13 protein-coding genes are annotated in these 16,811 nt (G+C 70.8%); 10 read left to right on the forward strand and 3 right to left on the reverse strand.

Annotated elements, in window-relative coordinates; genetic code table 11:
* The first annotated feature begins 12 nt into the window (after positions 1–12).
* The 4 genes from ACIBG7_RS01595 to ACIBG7_RS01610 are packed head-to-tail and all read left to right on the forward strand — an operon-like array spanning position 13 to position 4,823.
* Entirely contained in the window at positions 13–1,254 is a 1,242-nt protein-coding gene (locus tag ACIBG7_RS01595) for an ABC transporter substrate-binding protein (RefSeq protein ID WP_397334826.1), read from the forward strand.
* 6 nt (positions 1,255–1,260) lie between these two features.
* Complete coding sequence (locus ACIBG7_RS01600; RefSeq protein ID WP_357917448.1) at positions 1,261–2,586, forward strand: ABC transporter substrate-binding protein; 1,326 nt, start codon at positions 1,261–1,263, stop codon at positions 2,584–2,586.
* A gap of 21 nt (positions 2,587–2,607) precedes the next feature.
* Positions 2,608–3,942: an ABC transporter permease subunit gene (locus ACIBG7_RS01605; protein ID WP_397334827.1), complete on the forward strand. Its 1,335-nt coding sequence runs from the start codon at positions 2,608–2,610 to the stop codon at positions 3,940–3,942.
* Entirely contained in the window at positions 3,939–4,823 is an 885-nt protein-coding gene (locus ACIBG7_RS01610; RefSeq protein ID WP_397334829.1) for a carbohydrate ABC transporter permease, read from the forward strand. The genes ACIBG7_RS01605 and ACIBG7_RS01610 overlap by 4 nt, the downstream gene beginning before the upstream one ends.
* 52 nt (positions 4,824–4,875) lie before the next feature.
* On the opposite strand, the gene ACIBG7_RS01615 is transcribed toward ACIBG7_RS01610, so the two are convergent.
* The gene (locus tag ACIBG7_RS01615) at positions 4,876–6,411 is read right to left on the reverse strand and encodes an ABC-F family ATP-binding cassette domain-containing protein (protein WP_397334830.1); all 1,536 of its coding nucleotides are present in this window, start codon (positions 6,409–6,411) and stop codon (positions 4,876–4,878) included.
* A 68-nt stretch (positions 6,412–6,479) separates the two neighbouring features.
* The gene (locus tag ACIBG7_RS01620) at positions 6,480–7,226 is read right to left on the reverse strand and encodes a nucleotidyltransferase domain-containing protein (protein WP_397334831.1); all 747 of its coding nucleotides are present in this window, start codon (positions 7,224–7,226) and stop codon (positions 6,480–6,482) included.
* 111 nt (positions 7,227–7,337) lie between these two features.
* Between ACIBG7_RS01620 and ACIBG7_RS01625 the strand changes: the two genes are divergently transcribed.
* The 6 genes from ACIBG7_RS01625 (at position 7,338) to ACIBG7_RS01650 (ending at position 14,316) form a co-directional block, all read left to right on the forward strand.
* Positions 7,338–8,681 (forward strand): M1 family metallopeptidase, encoded by a 1,344-nt coding sequence (locus tag ACIBG7_RS01625; protein WP_397334833.1) that lies wholly within the window; start codon positions 7,338–7,340, stop codon positions 8,679–8,681.
* A 69-nt stretch (positions 8,682–8,750) separates the two neighbouring features.
* Positions 8,751–9,428, forward strand: coding sequence for a uracil-DNA glycosylase (locus tag ACIBG7_RS01630; protein WP_357917436.1), 678 nt, complete (start codon positions 8,751–8,753; stop codon positions 9,426–9,428).
* An 11-nt stretch (positions 9,429–9,439) separates the two neighbouring features.
* Positions 9,440–9,760, forward strand: coding sequence for a hypothetical protein (locus tag ACIBG7_RS01635; RefSeq protein WP_357917433.1), 321 nt, complete (start codon positions 9,440–9,442; stop codon positions 9,758–9,760).
* A gap of 547 nt (positions 9,761–10,307) precedes the next feature.
* Positions 10,308–10,604, forward strand: a complete 297-nt coding sequence (locus ACIBG7_RS01640; RefSeq protein WP_397334834.1) for an MTH1187 family thiamine-binding protein — start codon at positions 10,308–10,310, stop codon at positions 10,602–10,604.
* A 357-nt stretch (positions 10,605–10,961) separates the two neighbouring features.
* Complete coding sequence (locus tag ACIBG7_RS01645; RefSeq protein ID WP_397334835.1) at positions 10,962–11,639, forward strand: hypothetical protein; 678 nt, start codon at positions 10,962–10,964, stop codon at positions 11,637–11,639.
* An 814-nt stretch (positions 11,640–12,453) separates the two neighbouring features.
* Complete coding sequence (locus ACIBG7_RS01650) at positions 12,454–14,316, forward strand: FAD-dependent monooxygenase (RefSeq protein ID WP_397334836.1); 1,863 nt, start codon at positions 12,454–12,456, stop codon at positions 14,314–14,316.
* Between the two features lie 522 nt (positions 14,317–14,838).
* On the opposite strand, the gene ACIBG7_RS01655 is transcribed toward ACIBG7_RS01650, so the two are convergent.
* Positions 14,839–16,464, reverse strand: coding sequence for a hypothetical protein (locus tag ACIBG7_RS01655; RefSeq protein WP_397334837.1), 1,626 nt, complete (start codon positions 16,462–16,464; stop codon positions 14,839–14,841).
* Between the last annotated feature and the right edge of the window lie 347 nt (positions 16,465–16,811).

Raw genomic sequence — 16,811 nt, forward strand, 5'->3', positions numbered from 1 at the left:
TGGAGGTCGCCGGTGTTTCGCCCGCTTCCCCTGGCCGTCGCCCTGCTGGTGATGGCCGGGTGCACGGGGACGGGTGAGCGCGACGGCGCCGGTCCCACCGCGGGCGGCAAGGGCCCGATCACCTTCGCCACCGGCCGCGACACCACGGCGTACCTGCAACCCCTGCTGGACCGCTGGAACCAGGCCCACCCGGCCGAGACGGTGTCGCTGATCGAGCTGCCGGAGGCCGCCGACGAGCAACGCGCGCAGATGGTCGCCAACCTGCAGGCCAAGAGCGACCGCTACGACGTGCTCGGGCTCGACGTCACGATGACCGCGGAGTTCGCCGACAGCGGCTGGATCATCCCCCTGGAACGGGCGGCCTTCCCGCTCGACAGGTTCCTGCCGCCGGTGGTCGAGACCGCGATCTACGAGGGCAAGCTGTGGGCGGTGCCGTACACGAGCAACGCCGGACTGCTCTTCTACCGCACCGATCTGGTGCGGAAACCGCCCAAGACGTGGGACGAGCTGCGCAGACAAGCTCTGGAAATCCAAAAGAAGCATGATATTCAGGGCTATGCGGGGCAGTTCCTCGCCTATGAGGGACTCACCGTCAACTTCTCCGAAGCCGTCCAGGCCGCCGGCGGCCAGCTTCTCGACCCCGACGGGACCCGCGTCACCGCGGAGTCCGGCCCGGTCGAGACCGCGATCAGCCGGCTCCAGCAGGGGCTGCGCGAGAAGTGGATCCCCGAGGAGGCCCTTCGGTACAAGGAGGAGGAGTCCCGCCTGGCCTTCCAGGAGGGCCGCCTCGCCTTCGCCCGCAACTGGCCGCCGGCCTACGGTCCGGCCACCGCGCCGGGCTCGGCGGTCCGCGGGCGGTTCGCGGTCACCCGGCTGCCCGGGCCCAGCGTCCTGGGCGGCAACAACCTGGCCATCAGCGCGTACTCCAAGCACCCGCAGACGGCCCAGGAGTTCATCCACTACTTCACCAGCCTGGACAACCAGCGCCGCGTGCTCACCGACGGGTCCTTCCCGCCGGTCTGGACCGAGCTCTACGACGATCCCGGGCTGATCGAACGATTCCCCTACCTGCCGGCCCTGAAGGAGAGCATTCTCGCGGCCAAACGCCGCCCGGCGAGTGCCAACTACAACCAGTTGAGCCTGGTGATCGCCAGCAACGTCGCCAAGGCTCTCGCCCCGCCGTACACGGAGTCCGCGTCCGACGTCGCGGCCGCCCTGAAGGCGGAACTCTCCGAGGTTCTCAAAACCCAGTGAGGAACCATGCGCAAAGCCCTTACCGCCGCCGGACTCGCGATCGCCCTCGCGGCCTGCGGTAACGCCCCCACCACCACCCCCACGCAACCGGCCGGCGGCGCCTCCTCGGCGCCGGCCGCGGGCGGCGGCAAGACCCTGGAAGGGGTCAAGCTCGAGGTCGCCGCCAAGTGGACCGGCGAGGAGCAGAAGAACTTCCAGCAGGTGCTGAAGGCCTTCTCCGACAAGACCGGCGCCGAGGTCACCTACGCCTCCACCGGCGAGGACACCGGCGCCTACCTCGGCCCGCGCGTCACCAGCGGCAACCCGCCGGACGTGGCGATCCTGCCGCAGCCGGGCCTGGTGCAGCAGTACGCCGACCAGAAGGCGCTCAAGCCGCTCAACGACGCGGTCAAGAAGCAGCTCGACGACAACTACACCGAGTACTGGAAGGAGCTGGGCTCGGCCGACGACCAGCTCTACGGCGTGCTGGTCAAGGCGGCGCACAAGTCGCTGGTGTGGTACCGGCAGTCCGCCTTCGACGAGGCCGGCGCCCAGCCGCCCACCACCTGGGACGAGCTGCTGGCCACCGCGCAGACCATCGCCGACTCCGGCACCGCGCCCTTCTCCTTCTGCGGCGCCTCCGGCTGGACGCTCACCGACCTGTTCGAGAACGTCTACCTGTCCAGCGCCGGACCGGAGAAGTACGACCAGCTCGCCGAGCACGAGATCCCCTGGACCGACCCCTCGGTCGGCGTCGCGCTGACCAAGATGGCCGAGCTGTTCAGCAAGAAGGAGTACGTCAACGGCGGTTCATCCGGCGCGCTCCAGACCGACTTCCCGACCTGCGTGACCCAGGTCTACGGCCAGAAGAAGGCGGCCATGGTGATCGAGGCCGACTTCGTCGCCGTCTCGGCGGTCGAGGCCGGCGCCAAGGTCGGCGAGGAGGCCAAGTCCTTCGCCTTCCCGAAGGTCGGCGAGACCGCCCCGGTCGTGCTCGGCGGCGACATCGCGGTGATCATGAAGGACTCCCCCGGCGCGCAGGCGCTGCTGGAGTTCCTCGCCTCCAAGGAGGGCGGCGAGATCTGGGCCAAGCTCCCCGGCTACCTCTCGCCCAACCGCAACGTCTCCCCGGACAACTACCCGGACCCGCTGACCAAGCAGCTCGGCCAGACGATCATCTCGGCCGGTGAGAGCGTCCGCTACGACATGTCGGACCTCGCGCCCAGCGCCTTCGGCGGCACCGACGGCAAGGGCGAGTGGAAGCTCCTCCAGGACCTGCTGCGCAACCCCGGCGACGTCAAGAACATCCAGGAACAGCTCGAGGCGGAAGCCAAGAAGGCCTGGACCAAATAACCCCCTCCGGAAGGACCAGCCGTGACTGAACGGTCAACCGGTCCGCAGGGCCCGTCCCCCATCGCGGACGGGCCCGTCCCCGGACCCACCCCCCAAGCCTCCGCCAAGCGTCGCCTGGGACCCTCACCCGTCCTGGCCTACGTCTTCCTCCTGCCCGCGGCCGTGCTGCTGGGCATCTGGGTGATCTATCCGATCGGCTACTCGCTCTACCGCAGCCTGTTCGGCACGCTCCCGACCGACTTCGTCGGCCTGGGCAACTACGCGACGATCTTCACCGACCAGAACCTGCTCACCACGATCAGGAACAACCTGATCTGGGTGGTCGTCGCGCCCATCCTGGTCACCACGCTCGGCCTCATCTTCGCGGTGCTGACCGAGCGCATCCGCTGGGCGACCGCGTTCAAGCTGATCGTCTTCATGCCGATGGCCGTCTCGCTGATGGCCGCCGGCGTCATCTTCCGCCTGGTCTATGAGCAGGACCCGGACAAGGGGGTGGCCAACGCCATCCTCACCACCGTGCACGACACCTTCTCCGCCTCCCAGGGCTACCCCAACGCCCGGCCCCGCGAGAGCGACACGGTCAAGGCCGAAGGCGGCGGCATCGTCGCCAGCGGCAGCCCCGCGCTCATCCCGATCGTCGGCATCCGGCAGGACAACCTGCCCTCCGGCGCGCAGCCGGCGAAGGCCGGGGCCTCCGGCGCGGTCTGGTTCGACTTCACCCCGGGCGGCGGCGGACGCAACGGCGAGATCGACGCCTCGGAGAAGGGCCTGCCCGGCGTGACCGTCGAGGCCGTGCAGAACGGCGCCGTGGTGGCCACCACCACGACCGCCGACGACGGCTCCTTCGCCTTCGAGGGCGTCTCGGGGGCCTATCAGGTACGGCTGCCGCAGTCCAACTTCACCGCGCCCTACAACGGGCTGAGCTGGCTGGGCCCGACGCTCATCACCCCCGCGATCATCGGCGCGTTCGTCTGGGTGTGGGCCGGCTTCGCCATGGTCCTCATCGCGGCCGGCCTGGCCGCCATCCCGCGTGACGCGCTGGAGGCGGCCCGCATCGACGGCGCGACCGAGTGGCAGGTGTTCCGCCGGATCACCGTGCCGCTGCTGTCGCCGGTGCTCCTGGTGGTCTTCGTCACGATGATCATCAATACCCTGAAGGTGTTCGACCTGGTCTTCATCATCGCGCCCGCCTCCGTGCAGGACGAGGCGATGGTGCTGGCCCTGGAGATGTGGCGCGTCTCCTTCGGCGGCGGCGGCAACCAGGGGCTCGGCAGCGCTCTGGCGATCTTCCTGCTGATCCTGGTGTTGCCCTTCATGATCATGAACATCCGCCGGTTCAGAAGGGAGCAGTCGTGACCGCCACCGCACCCCAGCAGGCCGGTGAGATCAAGCGGGGCCCGGTCGGCCGACTGGTGGACCTCCTGGGCAGCGGCGCCGTCCAGGTGCTGATGGTCCTGCTCGGGCTGTTCTGGCTGGTGCCCACGCTCGGCCTGCTGATCGTCTCGCTGCGCGACGAGAAGGTGAACGCCGCCGAAGGCTGGTGGACGGTCTTCACCCAGCCCGCGCAGCTCACCCTCGACGCCTACAGCAGCCTGCTGGCCACCGGGTTCACCGCCTCCTTCTGGAACACCGTCCTCATCACCGTCCCGACGACCATCCTGGTCATCGGGATCGCGGCGATGGCCGCCTACGCCTTCGCGTGGATGGAGTTCCCCGGCCGCGACCTGCTCTTCCTCATCGTGGTCGGCCTGCTCATCGTGCCCATCCAGATCGCGCTGATCCCGATCGCCTCGCTCTACGGCGGGCTCGGCATCTTCGGGTCGATCCCCGGCGTGGTGCTGTTCCACGTCGCCTTCGGCCTGCCGTTCGCGATCTTCCTGCTGCGCAACTTCTTCGTCGGCATCCCGTCCTCGCTGCTGGAGGCGGCCCGGATGGACGGGGCGCCGGAGTGGAAGATCTTCGCCCGGGTGGTCTTCCCGCTGGGCAAGCCGGCGATCGCCTCGCTGGGCATCTTCCAGTTCCTGTGGGTGTGGAACGACATGCTGATCGCCCTGGTCTTCGCCGACACCGACGCCCAGCCGATGACCAAGGCCTTGCAGTCGGAGATGCGGCAGTTCGGGACGAACGTCGACATCCTGGCACCGGGCGCCTTCCTGTCCCTGCTGATCCCGCTGGTGCTGTTCTTCGCCTTCCAGCGGTACTTCGTCCAGGGCATGATGGCCGGCTCGGTCAAGTAGGGGGCTCCGGGCGCCCGCCTTCCGAGGGGGCAGGCGGGCGCCCGGCCCCGGCTCACACCGCCAGGTGCGGCCAGTGGGCCGTGTCGCGCAACAGCCTCCGGTCGTGCGTGGCCACGACCACCGCGGCGCCGGTCGCCTCCAGCGCCTCGGTGAGCTCCTCCACCAGCGTCATCGACAGGTGGTTGGTGGGCTCGTCGAGCAGCAGCACGTCCGGCCGGGCGGCCAGCAGGAGGGCCAGGTCCAGGCGGCGTTGCTGGCCGACCGACAGCTCGCTCACCTGCTTCCGCAGGGACTCCGCCGGCAGCAGGCCCAGGCCGGCCTCCTCGCCGAGCACCTCGGCGACCGTCCGCCGGGTGGGCGGGGGTGACTCCTGCGTCAGCCAGCCGGTACGGCTCCGCCGTACCTCGCCCTCGTCGGGCTGGAGAGCGCCGGCCAGGACGGCGAGCAGGGTGGACTTGCCCGCGCCGTTGGCCCCGGTGACGACCAGGCGTTCGCCCGCGCGCAACCGCAACGAGACCGGCCGGTCGAGCCGGCCCTTCACCCGCACGCCGTCGGCCTGGAGCAACGTCACACCCGGCTCCGGAGCGAGCTCGGGCAGCTCGAAGCGCTGCGGCGGCTCGGGCACCGCCAGCACCTGCGCCTCCAGGGCCTCCTGCCGGCGGTGCACCGAGCGGACCAGCGCCGGGGCCCGGGTGGCGCGGGTGTGCTTGCCGGTGCCCTTGTCCGGCCGCCAGCCGGTGATCAGCCGGTCCTGCGCCGCCGACAGGTCCTGCGCCAGCCGGTCGCGTTCCTCCATCTGGGCGCGGTACTCCTGCTCCCAGCGCGCCCGCTCGGCCCGATGCCCTTCGCGGTAGCCGGCGTAACCGCCGCCGTAGAGGCGAGGCCGGCCGTCCCGCGAGGGGTCGAGGTCGAGCACCGCGGTGCTGACGTCGGCGAGCAGGGCCCGGTCGTGGCTGACCAGGACGATCCCGCCCGGATGGGCACGCAACCGCTCGGTCAGGTGGTCGAGGCCCGCGGCGTCGAGGTGGTTGGTCGGCTCGTCCAGCAGCAGCAGGTCGTGGCCCGCGCCCAGCAGGCAGGCCAGCCGGATGCGGTAACGCTGGCCGACCGACAGCTCGGCCAGCGGCCGGTCCCGGTCGCCGACCGCGCCGAGCGCGGCCAGGGAGAGCCCGACGCGGTGGTCGGCCTCCCAGGCGCCGATCGCGTCGGCCGCGACGAGCGCCTCGGCGTACGCGTGGTCGGCGCCGGGCCGTTCCGCGGCCAGCGCGGCGGCGGCCGCCTCGACCTGGCCGAGGACCCGGCGGACGGTGGCGAGCTCGACGTCGATCAGGTCACCGACGGTACGGCCCGCGCCGGCCGGGATCTCCTGATCGGCCACGCCGAGGCTGCCGGCCCTGGTGACCGTGCCCGAGTCGGGCGGCAGGACACCGGCCAGCACCTGCAACAACGTGGTCTTGCCCCGGCCGTTCTCCCCGACGACGCCGAGGCGCTCGCCGGGCGAGACGGTGAGGGAGACGCCGGTCAGAACCGGCCTGCCGGCACGAGCGATCGACACTTCGTGGGCATGGATGAACGACAAAGAAGACACACTTCCTCCGAGAGACGAGCCGACCGTGGGGCGCTCGCCGTCATCAGAGGAAGTAGTAATGCATGCGGCTATTGTACCCCGCCGAGGAGGGCGTCCATGTGGATCACCAGGTCGCGCTGCCGGTCGGCGGGTGCCTCGTAGGCGCTCCGGCCGCCGCCGCGCAGGGTGAGCGCCTCGCGCAGGATGGCGCTGTCGCCGCGGGTGCGGAGCGCCCACTCGCCCGCGCCGCGCTTGGAGGTCACCCGGCCGGTCTCCAGCGTGTGGACCAGCCTGGCCGGGCCCAGCCCGCACCACACCACGACGGTGTCGTCGACGAGCTCGGCGGGGAGGGCGGCCACGCCGTCGCGGCACTGGCGCCAGTAGGTGTCCAGGTTGCCGCGGGTCCACGCGGCCAGCCGTACCGGGTCGACGGTGACCTGCGGCGGCTCGCCCCGGACCACGATCGGGCCCTGCGCGAGGGTCTGCCAGACGGCGGGGTTGATCTCGAAGGCCGGCCCCACGGTGACGCGGCCCTCGAACGCCTGCGGGCGCTCGCCCACGGTCTCGGGGTCGGCGGCCAGGTCGGCGGCGGTGACGTAGACGCCGTCCACGTTCATCGGCGGGCGCAGGGCCTCGTGCACGGCGGCCAGCCCGACCGGGTCCACCTCGCCCTCGGTGACCGCGACGAAGTCCACGTCGCTGGATCCGGGCCGGTAGTCGCCCAGCGCCAGCGAACCGACGAGGTACAGGGCGGCCAGGTGGCCGGGCGCGGCACGGTCGATCAGATCGAGGTAGCGGGAGATCACCTCGGCCACGTCGGGCGGCAGGTCGCTCATGACGGGAAATCCTACGGCGGCTATTCCTCAGCGGGCTCGCAAGTATCACAATTCGCTCAAGCCAACGAAAGAAGTGTCATGAAGCGCTTTCTTGCTTTATCCACTGCTGTCTTGCTGAGCCTCCCGCTGGCCTCCACGCCCGCCTCCGCCGGTGTCGCGGGCACGCCCGGCAGCCCCGGCGCGGGCGACCCGTACTTCCCCACGCAGGGCAACGGCGGCTACGACACCCAGCACTACGACCTGGCCCTCGACTACAACCCCAGCTCCAACGCGCTGCAGGGCGCCGCGACCATCACCTCGCGCGCCACCCAGGACCTCAGCGCCTTCAACCTCGACCTGGTCGACACCCTCACCGTCCGCTCGGTGACGGTGAACGGCGCCGCGGCCGCCTTCACCCAGTCGGGCAGCGAACTCACCGTCACCGCGGCGCTCGCGCCCGGCCAGACCTTCACCACCGTCGTCCGCTACGACGGCAAACCCACCCACGTCCTCGACCCCGACGGCTCCCGCGACGGCTGGATCCGCACCAGCGACGGCGTCTACAACGCCAACGAGCCGCAGGGCGCGATGACCTGGTACCCCGGCAACCACCACATGACCGACAAAGCCACCTACCGCTTCTCGGTCACCGTCCCCGACACCCGCGTCGCCGTCGCCAACGGCGACCTCACCTCGCGCAGCTCCGGCGGCGGGCGCACCACCTACGTCTGGGACGCGCGCCAGCCGATGGCCTCCTACCTGACCACGGTCTCGATCGGCAAGTTCGAGCTCACCGACACCACCCTGGGCGGCTACCGGACGATCACCGCGGTCGACCCCAAACTCGCCGGCCAGGCCACCGGCTTCGCCGCCCGCCACGCACCGGTCCTCGACTACTTCAGCAGCCTGTTCGGGCCCTACCCGTTCAGCTCCACCGGCGGCATCGTCGACCACGAACCGAACGTCGGCTACGCACTCGAAACCCAGACCCGGCCGATCTACCCGCGCGTGCCCAGCGAGAACCTGCTCGCGCACGAGCTGGCCCACCAGTGGTTCGGCGACTCCGTGACACCCGAACGCTGGCAGGACATCTGGCTCAACGAAGGCTTCGCCACCTACGCCGAATGGCTCTGGGCCGACCGGCGCGGCGTCCGCACCGTCCAGGCCGCCTTCGACGCCGCCTACGCCGTGCCCGCCGGCGACGCCTTCTGGCAGACGCCCCCCGCCGACCCCGGCGGCCCGGCCGACCTCTTCCACGACCCCGTCTACGACCGCGGCGCCATGACCCTGCACGCCCTGCGCGCCAAGGTCGGCGACACCGCCTTCTTCGCCATCCTCAAGGGCTGGGCGAGCACCTACCGGTACGGCAACGCCTCCACCGCCGACCTCCTCGCCCTGTCCGAGCAGATCTCCGGCGCCCAGCTCGACACCCTCTTCGACGCCTGGCTCTTCCAGCCCGGCAAGCCCGCTCTGTGATCTTTTTGGTACGGCTTGCGCCCCCGTTCCCAGCGCAAGCCGTACCAACCAGAGATAAGGTGAACGGCCATGGCCGGTCGTCCCCTGCACGAAGTCGTTGAAGCCGGATGGGCCCAAGCACTGGAGCCCGTCAGCGAGCGCATCTCCGCGATGGGCGAGTTCCTCCGCAAGGAGATCGCCGAGGGAAGGCAGTACCTTCCCTCCGGACCCCACGTCCTGAGGGCCTTCAACCAGCCCTTCGACGAGGTCAAAGTCCTCATCGTGGGCCAGGACCCCTACCCGACACCCGGACACCCCATCGGGATGTCCTTCTCCGTCGCCGCCGACGTGCGGCCGCTGCCGGGCAGCCTGGTCAACATCTACAAGGAGTACATGGCCGACCTCGAATACCCGCCGCCCGGCAACGGCGACCTGACCCCCTGGACCGAGCAGGGCGTGCTCCTGCTCAACCGCGTCCTCACCGTCGCCCCCGGCAAGCCCGCCTCCCACCGCGGCAAGGGCTGGGAAGAGGTCACCGAGCAGGCCATCCGCGCCCTCGTCGCCCGCAACAAGCCCATGGTCGCCATCCTGTGGGGCCGCGACGCGCGCAACCTCGCCCCGCTGCTCGGCGACGTCCCCCGCATCGAGTCCGCGCACCCCTCCCCGCTGTCGGCGCGCAACGGCTTCTTCGGCTCGCGGCCCTTCAGCCGGGCCAATCAGCTCCTCGTCCAGCAAGGCGCCGCCCCGGTCGAATGGAAACTGCCCTAGGCTCATTCACCATGAGTGATGAACCGAAGTTCCTGCGCCTCACGGTCGAACTGACCGTCGAGGTGCTCGATGTGAACGCCCTCCAGGCCGCCGCCCTGGCCGAGATCCGGCACCCCGAGGCCGACCTCACCGACGAGGAGCGCAAGGAGCAGGCCGAGCTGGTCACCTCCGACGACACCGGCGCCAGCTCGCTGCAGTGGCTCATCGAGCCCGACCACGTGCTGGCCCTGGTCGAGCACATCGACGAGGTCGAACCGCGTGAGGCCGTCCTGGGCGTCGAGCCGTCCGACGGGCCGAGCGACGAGGACGACGAGCACGACCACGACCACTGAGGCTCGCCGCGCTGCGCCTCTCTTTCCTTGAGGCGCAGCGCTCCGCCTTCTGCCCGTCCAACCCGGGCAACTCGGCCCCTCTGCCCCTTTCCTCCTGAGCCCGTCCCGCCCCCTTCTGACCCCCTTTTGACCTTCTTCTTCTGAGCTCGCCGCCCTTCTGAGCCGGCCGCCCTTCTTATGCGCCCGCCGCTTCCCGGCACCTCGAGCTCTCTCAGCATCTGAGGTCCCCAAGCCCTCGCGTCCCGGGCTCTTCCCCGGCCCTTGAGCCCCCAGGCAGCCGCGCTCCCCGGCCTCCTCGCTCTCTGGTTTCCGCGCTCCCAGGCCTCCGCACTCTCTAGTTCCCGCGCTCCCTAGCCTCCGCGCTCCCCGGCCTCCGCACTCTCGGGTTTCCGCGTTGTCCGGCCACCGCGTTCTCCGGCCGCCGACTTCTTCGCTTGCCCCCACTCAGCACGCGGCAGCCCCAACATCCGGCCCCCCAGCCCACGCGCACCCCACGACGCGCCGCCCCTCCACCCCACACCACCCCCGCGTCCGTACCATTACCCCCATGATCATCGCCTTCTCCATCACACCCCTGGGCGTCGGCGAGGCCGTCGCCGAACCCGTCGCCCGCGCCGTCAAGGTCGTCCGCGAAAGCGGCCTCCCCAACCGCACAGACGCCATGTTCACCACCATCGAAGGCGACTGGGACGAGGTCATGGCAGTCGTCAAACAAGCAGTCGACGCCGTAGCCGAAGTCGCCCCCCGCGTAAGCCTCGTCCTCAAGGCCGACCTCCGCCCCGGCGTAACAGACGCCATGACCACCAAACTGGAATCCCTAGAACGCCACCTCACAACCGACTAACCCCCACCCGCCCAACCCCCTCCTCCACCCACCGCCGCCCCACCCAACGACCCCCACCTCCATACAGAGCCCCCTCAACCCCGCCCGAAGCCCCCACCCAGAGCCCCTCGACCCCGCCCAACGCCCCCACCCAGTGCCCCTCAACCCCGGCCCAACGCCCCCGCCCAGAGCCACCGCACCCTCCAGCCCAACGCCAGCACTCCTCCGTCCACGGCACCACCCCTCCGCCGATCGCCAGCGCCCCCGCCCAACGCCGCCACGCCCTCAGGCCCGACGTCCACGGGTGGGGTTTTCCCTACCCCCAACCGGTTGCTAGCGAGATGGTGGCCCCCGCCCCAGTTCCCTACCGTGGACACCATGGGGCAGCAGTCGATCTACCAAGACACCAGAGACCTACTGACCGGCACAGCACGAGCCGCCGCCGCGTTCACCGTCTCAACCCTCGGCCTCGCCACCACCACGGCCCTGCTCCTCCTCCCCCTGCTCCTCCCCGGCATCGGCCTCCTCGGCCCCCTCGTCGCCCCCCTCACCCTGGCCGCGACCCTCCTAACCACCACCCACCTCACCGCCCACCCCACCAAGCCGGAAGCACCCCACCCCACCAAGCCCCCAACACCCCGCCCCTCCTCAGCCCCCCGCCACAAGACAGCACCCCACCCCGAGACAGCGCCCCACCCCGAGTCCCCCGGCCACCACCCCCGGCCCCGCCTCCTGACCGTCCTCACCACCCCCCAACGCTGGGCCGAACTCCTCCACGCCCTGACCGCCTTCGTCGTCTTCCTCGGCGGCCTGCTCACCACCCTCACCTGGTGGACCCTCGCCCTTGCCGGCCTGTCCTACCCCCTGTACGGCTGGGCCCTGCCGTACACCCTCTGGACCCCCATGTGCGTCCTGATCGGCCTGGCCTTCGCGGTAACCCTCCCCAAGGTGATCACCTGGTGCCTCACAGCCCAACACGCCTACAGCGCCCTCCTCCTCACCCCCCGCCCCCACCCCAAGACCCCCACAACCCGCACCTTGGCCCCCGCCGCCTAACCCGCGTCCCCCACCCCAGCACCAAGCCCACCGACTCCCACCGACTCCCACCGACACCCAACACTCCGCCTCTGCCGCGGCGTCCACCACCACCCGCCTCGCCGATCAACCGCCTCACTGATCACCTGCCTCGCCGATCACCTGCCTCACCCATCACCCGTCTCACCGATCACCCGTCTCACCGAGCCACCTGCGCCATACGTCTCACCACGTCGTCGCCCCGTCCCCGGATCGCTCAGCCAGTCGGCCACCACCACCGCCCCCTAGAGCTGCAGCCCTCAGACGACCTCCCACGCAGGCAGCCGAGCCACGCTGCACACACCGGCTGAGCCCGTAATGGATCCCTGATCGAGCCCTCCGTTGAGCCCCCGGTCTGCCTGGCTAACCCCTTTAGAGCTGCGGCCTAGCGGCACCCCCGTTCACCCCCGAGGACACGATCGCCCTCAGCACAGGGACGTCCGTCGTCCGGGCTTCGCCCGCCAACCCAGCGGCCGAGCAACGCCCACCTTGCGACCAACGCTTGCCTCCCGAAACTGAGCTGCGAGTCCCGGCTTGAGCCCTAAGCCCCAGGTTGATCGCCCCGCAGATCGGGCTCGATCCCTCCAAACTCCCGCAGATCCGCCTGAGCCATCACCCCACCAGGGCATCCGCCGAACCACACGCGGCACCCAGCGTTCGCCCCCTGGGGAAGCCCTAGGCCCAGCACAGCGCCCAACAAATATTCGACTTCGAATATCCATTGACGAGCTCTGTCACGCGACATATCGTGTTGCCCATTCCAGTAGACACGATATGTCGCGACCCAGGAGGCGTCATGCACCACGAACACGTGCCAGTCCTCATCGTCGGCGCCGGCTACGCCGGTCTCAGCGCAGCCGCCTCCCTGGCCTGGCGCGACGTCCCCGTCATCCTGGCCGAACGCCACCCCAGCACCTCGATCCAGCCCAAGGCCTTCGGCGTCAACTGGCGAGCCATGGAACTCCTCCGCCCCATCCCGGGCATCGAAGACCAACTCGCCTCCATCGCCGCGAAGGTCGGCGGCGACAGCATGCGCATGGCGATCGCCACCAGCCTGCGCGACCCGAACCCGCACATCCTCTTCGACGAGGAACAAGCCCAGGACATCGCCGCCCTCGCCCGCCTCACCCCCGCCCGCGACGCCGGCGCACCCCAATCGGAGGTCGAACGCGCCCTCCGCCGCAAGGCCGAAGAACTGGGCGCCGACCTCCGCTTCAACACCGAGGTCATCGACCTGGTCCAGGACCCCGACGGCGTAACCGTCACCCTCCGCACCCTCGTCTCCCCCGCCCCCTCCACCCCCGCGCCAGCCCAGGGACCGACCACCTCCACCAGCCGGACCACTCCCGCCGACTCAGCCCACCCGGGCGACTCGGCCAGCTCAGCCAGCTCGGCCGACTGGGTCAGCTCGGGCGGCTCGGGTGGCTCGGCCAGCCCCTTCAGCTCTTTCAACCCCCTCAGTGGGGCCAGTTCTCCTGACTCCAGCAGCTCCGCCGGTGAGCCCAGTTCCCCGGAGTCCGCCAGCTACGTCGACACCATCGTCCGGGCCGACTACGTGATCGCGGCCGATGGGTGGCGGAGTCCCCTGCGTGAGCGCCTGGGCGTCTCCACCATCGGTAAGGGGCTGCTGGGGCGGATGCGCTCGATCATGTTCGAGGCCGACCTGACCGACCTGGTCCGCGACCGGGAGGTCACCCTCTGGTACCTCCGGAACGACACCTTCACCGGCGTCTTCATCACCGGCACCGGCGTCGGGGCGCACGTGGTCGGCATCAACTTCGCCGAGGGACAGACCGAGGACGACTTCACCCCGGAGCACTGCGTGGAGCTCGTCCGCATCGCCACGGGGACCCCTGACCTCGACGTACGCCTTCTCGACCACGCGACCTTCGACCTGGGGCACGTCCTGGCCGAGCAGTACCGGGCCGGGCGGGTGTTCTTCGCGGGGGACGCCGCGCACACCATGCCGCCCACCGGAGGCCAAGGCGGCAGCCTTGCGCTCCAGGACGGGTGCGACATCGCCTGGCGGCTCTGGCTCGTTCTCACCGGACAGGCTCATCCTTCCTTCCTCGACACCTATGACGCTGAGCGGCGGCCCATCGGGGAGTTCACCGCCAATGCGCAGCTCGGGAACCTCGGGTTCCGGATGCCTCCTGCGCTGCGGGTGGGTTATCCGGAGCCGGTTGAGGATCCGGTTGCGGCTGTTCTCGGGCTTCGGGTTCACTCCTCCGCGATCCTCGCTGAGCCTGGGGATGACCTTGGCCTTCGCGAGGATCCGCGTACTCCGACCGCACGGCCGGGTAGCCGAGCACCTCATCTTCCGCTCGACTGGGATGGGCGGGCGATCTCGACGCTCGACCTCTTCGGGGCAGGGTTCGTTCTTCTCGCTGGGCCGCGGGGGCGGGACTGGGCTGAGGCGGGGCGGCAGGTTCGGGACCGGCTGGGGGTACGGCTGGCGCCGCACCTCATCAATGACGAGCTGATGGATGTCACCGGGTTCTGGCAGCACGTCTATGGCGTTGGGCCCGACGGGGCGGTGCTGGTGCGGCCCGATGGGTATATCGCTTGGCGTAGCTCGGGGGGTGTGGGTGATCCGGTCGGGGTTCTGGAGGATGTGCTCGGCCGCATCCTGGGGCGGGTTCCCGTTTCTGCGGTCTGAGCGGAGCTCGTGCAGCTGAGCTGGTCTTGTGCAGCTGAGCTGTGCCGGCTCCTCATGAGCAGTGCTCGCCCCTTCTGAGCTGCGCTCAGTCCTCATGAGCTGTGCTCGCCTCCTCTGCGTGTGCTCACTCCTCCTGAGGTGTGCTCGTTCCCTCCCAGGCTTGCGCGTCCTCCCCCGAGCGCTCCCTCTCCTGCCGCGCGACCAGCTCGCCCACCGGCCCCGTCATTCGGCTCGCCTTCGCTGTTTGCCAAGCCCCACCCCGGCATACCCGGCCCCCGTTGATCCGCCGCTCTTCTCGTCGTCTGGCCCGCCTCCGCTCACTCACCAGCTCGCCCTAACCTGCTCGCCTGGCCCCGCCTCCTCCCCTGCATCCCTCGGCTCCTGCACGCCCGGGGGGTGGGCAGCCAGGCGGGGTGGGCAAGGGGGTGGCGGTCAGGGGGAGGTGGACGAAGAGGGCGGTCATCGGCGCCTGCTTCCCGTGCCGTCATGGCGGCTGGACCTGGAGGGGTGGGCGGGGCCTGGTCATGCGGCGTCGTCCAGGTGGAGGGGGTGCAGGGTTCCGTCAGACGGCTGGCGGAAGCGGGAGGGGCTTGGGGGCTGGTGGTGGAGGCGTGGAAGGGCGCTGGGCGCGGTGGGGCGGGCCGCTGAAGTGGGTGGTTCGGCGAGGGGCGGTGATGCGGGCGGAGGTTGGGTCGTGGCTGGAATGAGAGGGACGACGTTTCGTGGGAGGGGCACGGCCGTGGCGTTTTGTGGAAAGGGTGCGGCCGTGGCTGAGGTCAGAGCGGGGGCTGGTAGGGAAGCCGGCGTGGTGGGTGGGATCTCGGCGGAGGGGGTGGAGGGAGTCGGGGCTGCGGTGAACGTGGCAGCGGTGGCCGGGGCTGGGGCGGGCGTGGCAGCGGTGGCCGGGGCTGGGGCGGGCGTGGCAGCGGTGGCCGGGGCTGGGGCGGGCGTGGCAGGGGTGAGCGCGACAGCGGTGGCCGGGGCTGGGGTGAGCGCGACAGCGGTGGCCGGGGCTGGGGTGAGCGTGACAGGGGTGGGCGTGACAGGGGTGGTCGAGGCTGCGGCGAGCGTGGCAGGGGTGAGCGTGGCAGGGGTGAGCGTGACAGCGGTGGCCGTGGCTGGAGCAGGGATGGGGAGGTCTAGGCGTTGGGTGGCGCAGAGCCAATCGTTCACGGTGCCGGGGAAGGTGCTCGGAGGGTCGACCTTCAGGCAGGTGACGGCGGTGTCGCCGGGGGTGGGGTGGACGCGGAGGCTTGGGGGTGAGGGGGCGGTGGCGGTGGATCCGAAGAAGGCGGTGTCCGTGGGGCCGTAGGGGGTGGCGTCGGTGGAGCCCTGGGCGGCGGTGTCGGTGAAGGCGTAGGGGGTCTCGTCGGTGAAGGCGTAGGGGGCCTTGGTGGTGGGGGTGTAGGGGGTGAGGCGGACCAGGAAGGGGACGGGGTCGCGGTCGACGAGGAGGTGGTCGTCGATGGTGCGGGAACGGGCGGTGGGGTGGGTGGCGAGGTAGGCGAAGTGGTCGGCGGCGAGGCGGGCGGCGACGGCGCGGAGGAGGGTGACGGCGCACAGGGTGTGGGCACAGGCGGCGCCGTCCAGGGTGATCTCGGGGAGGGCGAAACGGCGCAGGCCGCGGGAGGTGACGCGCAGGCAGGCGCAGGCGCGGTTGTCGGCCGGGTTCCAGGGCGGGCAGGTGGCGTGGTCCTGGACGGTGATGTCCCAGCCCAGCCAGTCGTCGTCCAGGCGGAACTCGGCGCGTTCGCCGGGGCAGCCGTCGCAGGTGAAGACGCCGCGGGCAGCCAGGGGGTCGATGACGAGGCCGCCGGACTCCTCGGCGATGGCTCGGGCGGTGGCTCGGGCGACCTGGGTGCGGAAGGGCTGTTCGTACGGCGGCGCCGTCGTGGAGACCAGGATGTGGTGGCGGGAGCGGCGGAGCAGGCGGCGGTCGTCGGGTGGGAGGTCGAGGCCGGCTGGGCGCCAGGTGCTGCGGCGGTGGGTGAGGGTGAGGGCCGGGGTGCCCAGGGCGTCGCGGGCGGCTCGGCGGTAGGGGCGGCCTATGCGCCATGGGAGGAGGGTGTCGGCGGCTACGGGGAGGCGGTCCAGGGCCACGACGAAGAGGGTGGTCAGGAGGGTGGGGAGCTTGTAGGTGATGGCCATGACTGCAGGATGCGGAAGGTTTGGTCGGCGGTGGGGGGCCGAATGGGGTTCTGGGGATAACTCGGGGGTGGGGTGGGTGGGATGTGGGGGTTTGTTGGGCGGGTGGGGCCTACGGGGGTTACGTAGGCCGGGGTCGGGCGGCTCGGGGGTTACGTGGCCCGAGGGTTACGTGGCCCGAGGGTTGGGCGGCCCGAGGGTTGGGCGGCCCGAGGGTTGGGCGGCCCGGGGGTTGGGCGGCCCGGGGGTGGGTGGGCAGCCGAGTGAATGACCGGTAGTTGGGTGACCGGCAAGTGGGGACCGGCAGGCGGGGTGGGTTTGGCGTGGGAGCGGCGGTTAGGTGACCGGTG

This window comes from Nonomuraea sp. NPDC050328, from assembly GCF_044459405.1.
Lineage (GTDB): Bacteria > Actinomycetota > Actinomycetes > Streptosporangiales > Streptosporangiaceae > Nonomuraea.

Bases quoted from the DNA above. Each gene is read 5' to 3' on its own strand.
- ACIBG7_RS01640 (WP_397334834.1), top strand. From the start codon at position 10,308: ATGATCATCGCCTTCTCCATCACACCCCTGGGCGTCGGCGAGGCCGTC.
- ACIBG7_RS01645 (WP_397334835.1), top strand. From the start codon at position 10,962: ATGGGGCAGCAGTCGATCTACCAAGACACCAGAGACCTACTGACCGGC.
- ACIBG7_RS01600 (WP_357917448.1), top strand. From the start codon at position 1,261: ATGCGCAAAGCCCTTACCGCCGCCGGACTCGCGATCGCCCTCGCGGCC.
- ACIBG7_RS01635 (WP_357917433.1), top strand. From the start codon at position 9,440: ATGAGTGATGAACCGAAGTTCCTGCGCCTCACGGTCGAACTGACCGTC.
- ACIBG7_RS01630 (WP_357917436.1), top strand. From the start codon at position 8,751: ATGGCCGGTCGTCCCCTGCACGAAGTCGTTGAAGCCGGATGGGCCCAA.
- ACIBG7_RS01650 (WP_397334836.1), top strand. From the start codon at position 12,454: ATGCACCACGAACACGTGCCAGTCCTCATCGTCGGCGCCGGCTACGCC.
- ACIBG7_RS01620 (WP_397334831.1), bottom strand. From the start codon at position 7,226: ATGAGCGACCTGCCGCCCGACGTGGCCGAGGTGATCTCCCGCTACCTC.
- ACIBG7_RS01655 (WP_397334837.1), bottom strand. From the start codon at position 16,464: ATGGCCATCACCTACAAGCTCCCCACCCTCCTGACCACCCTCTTCGTC.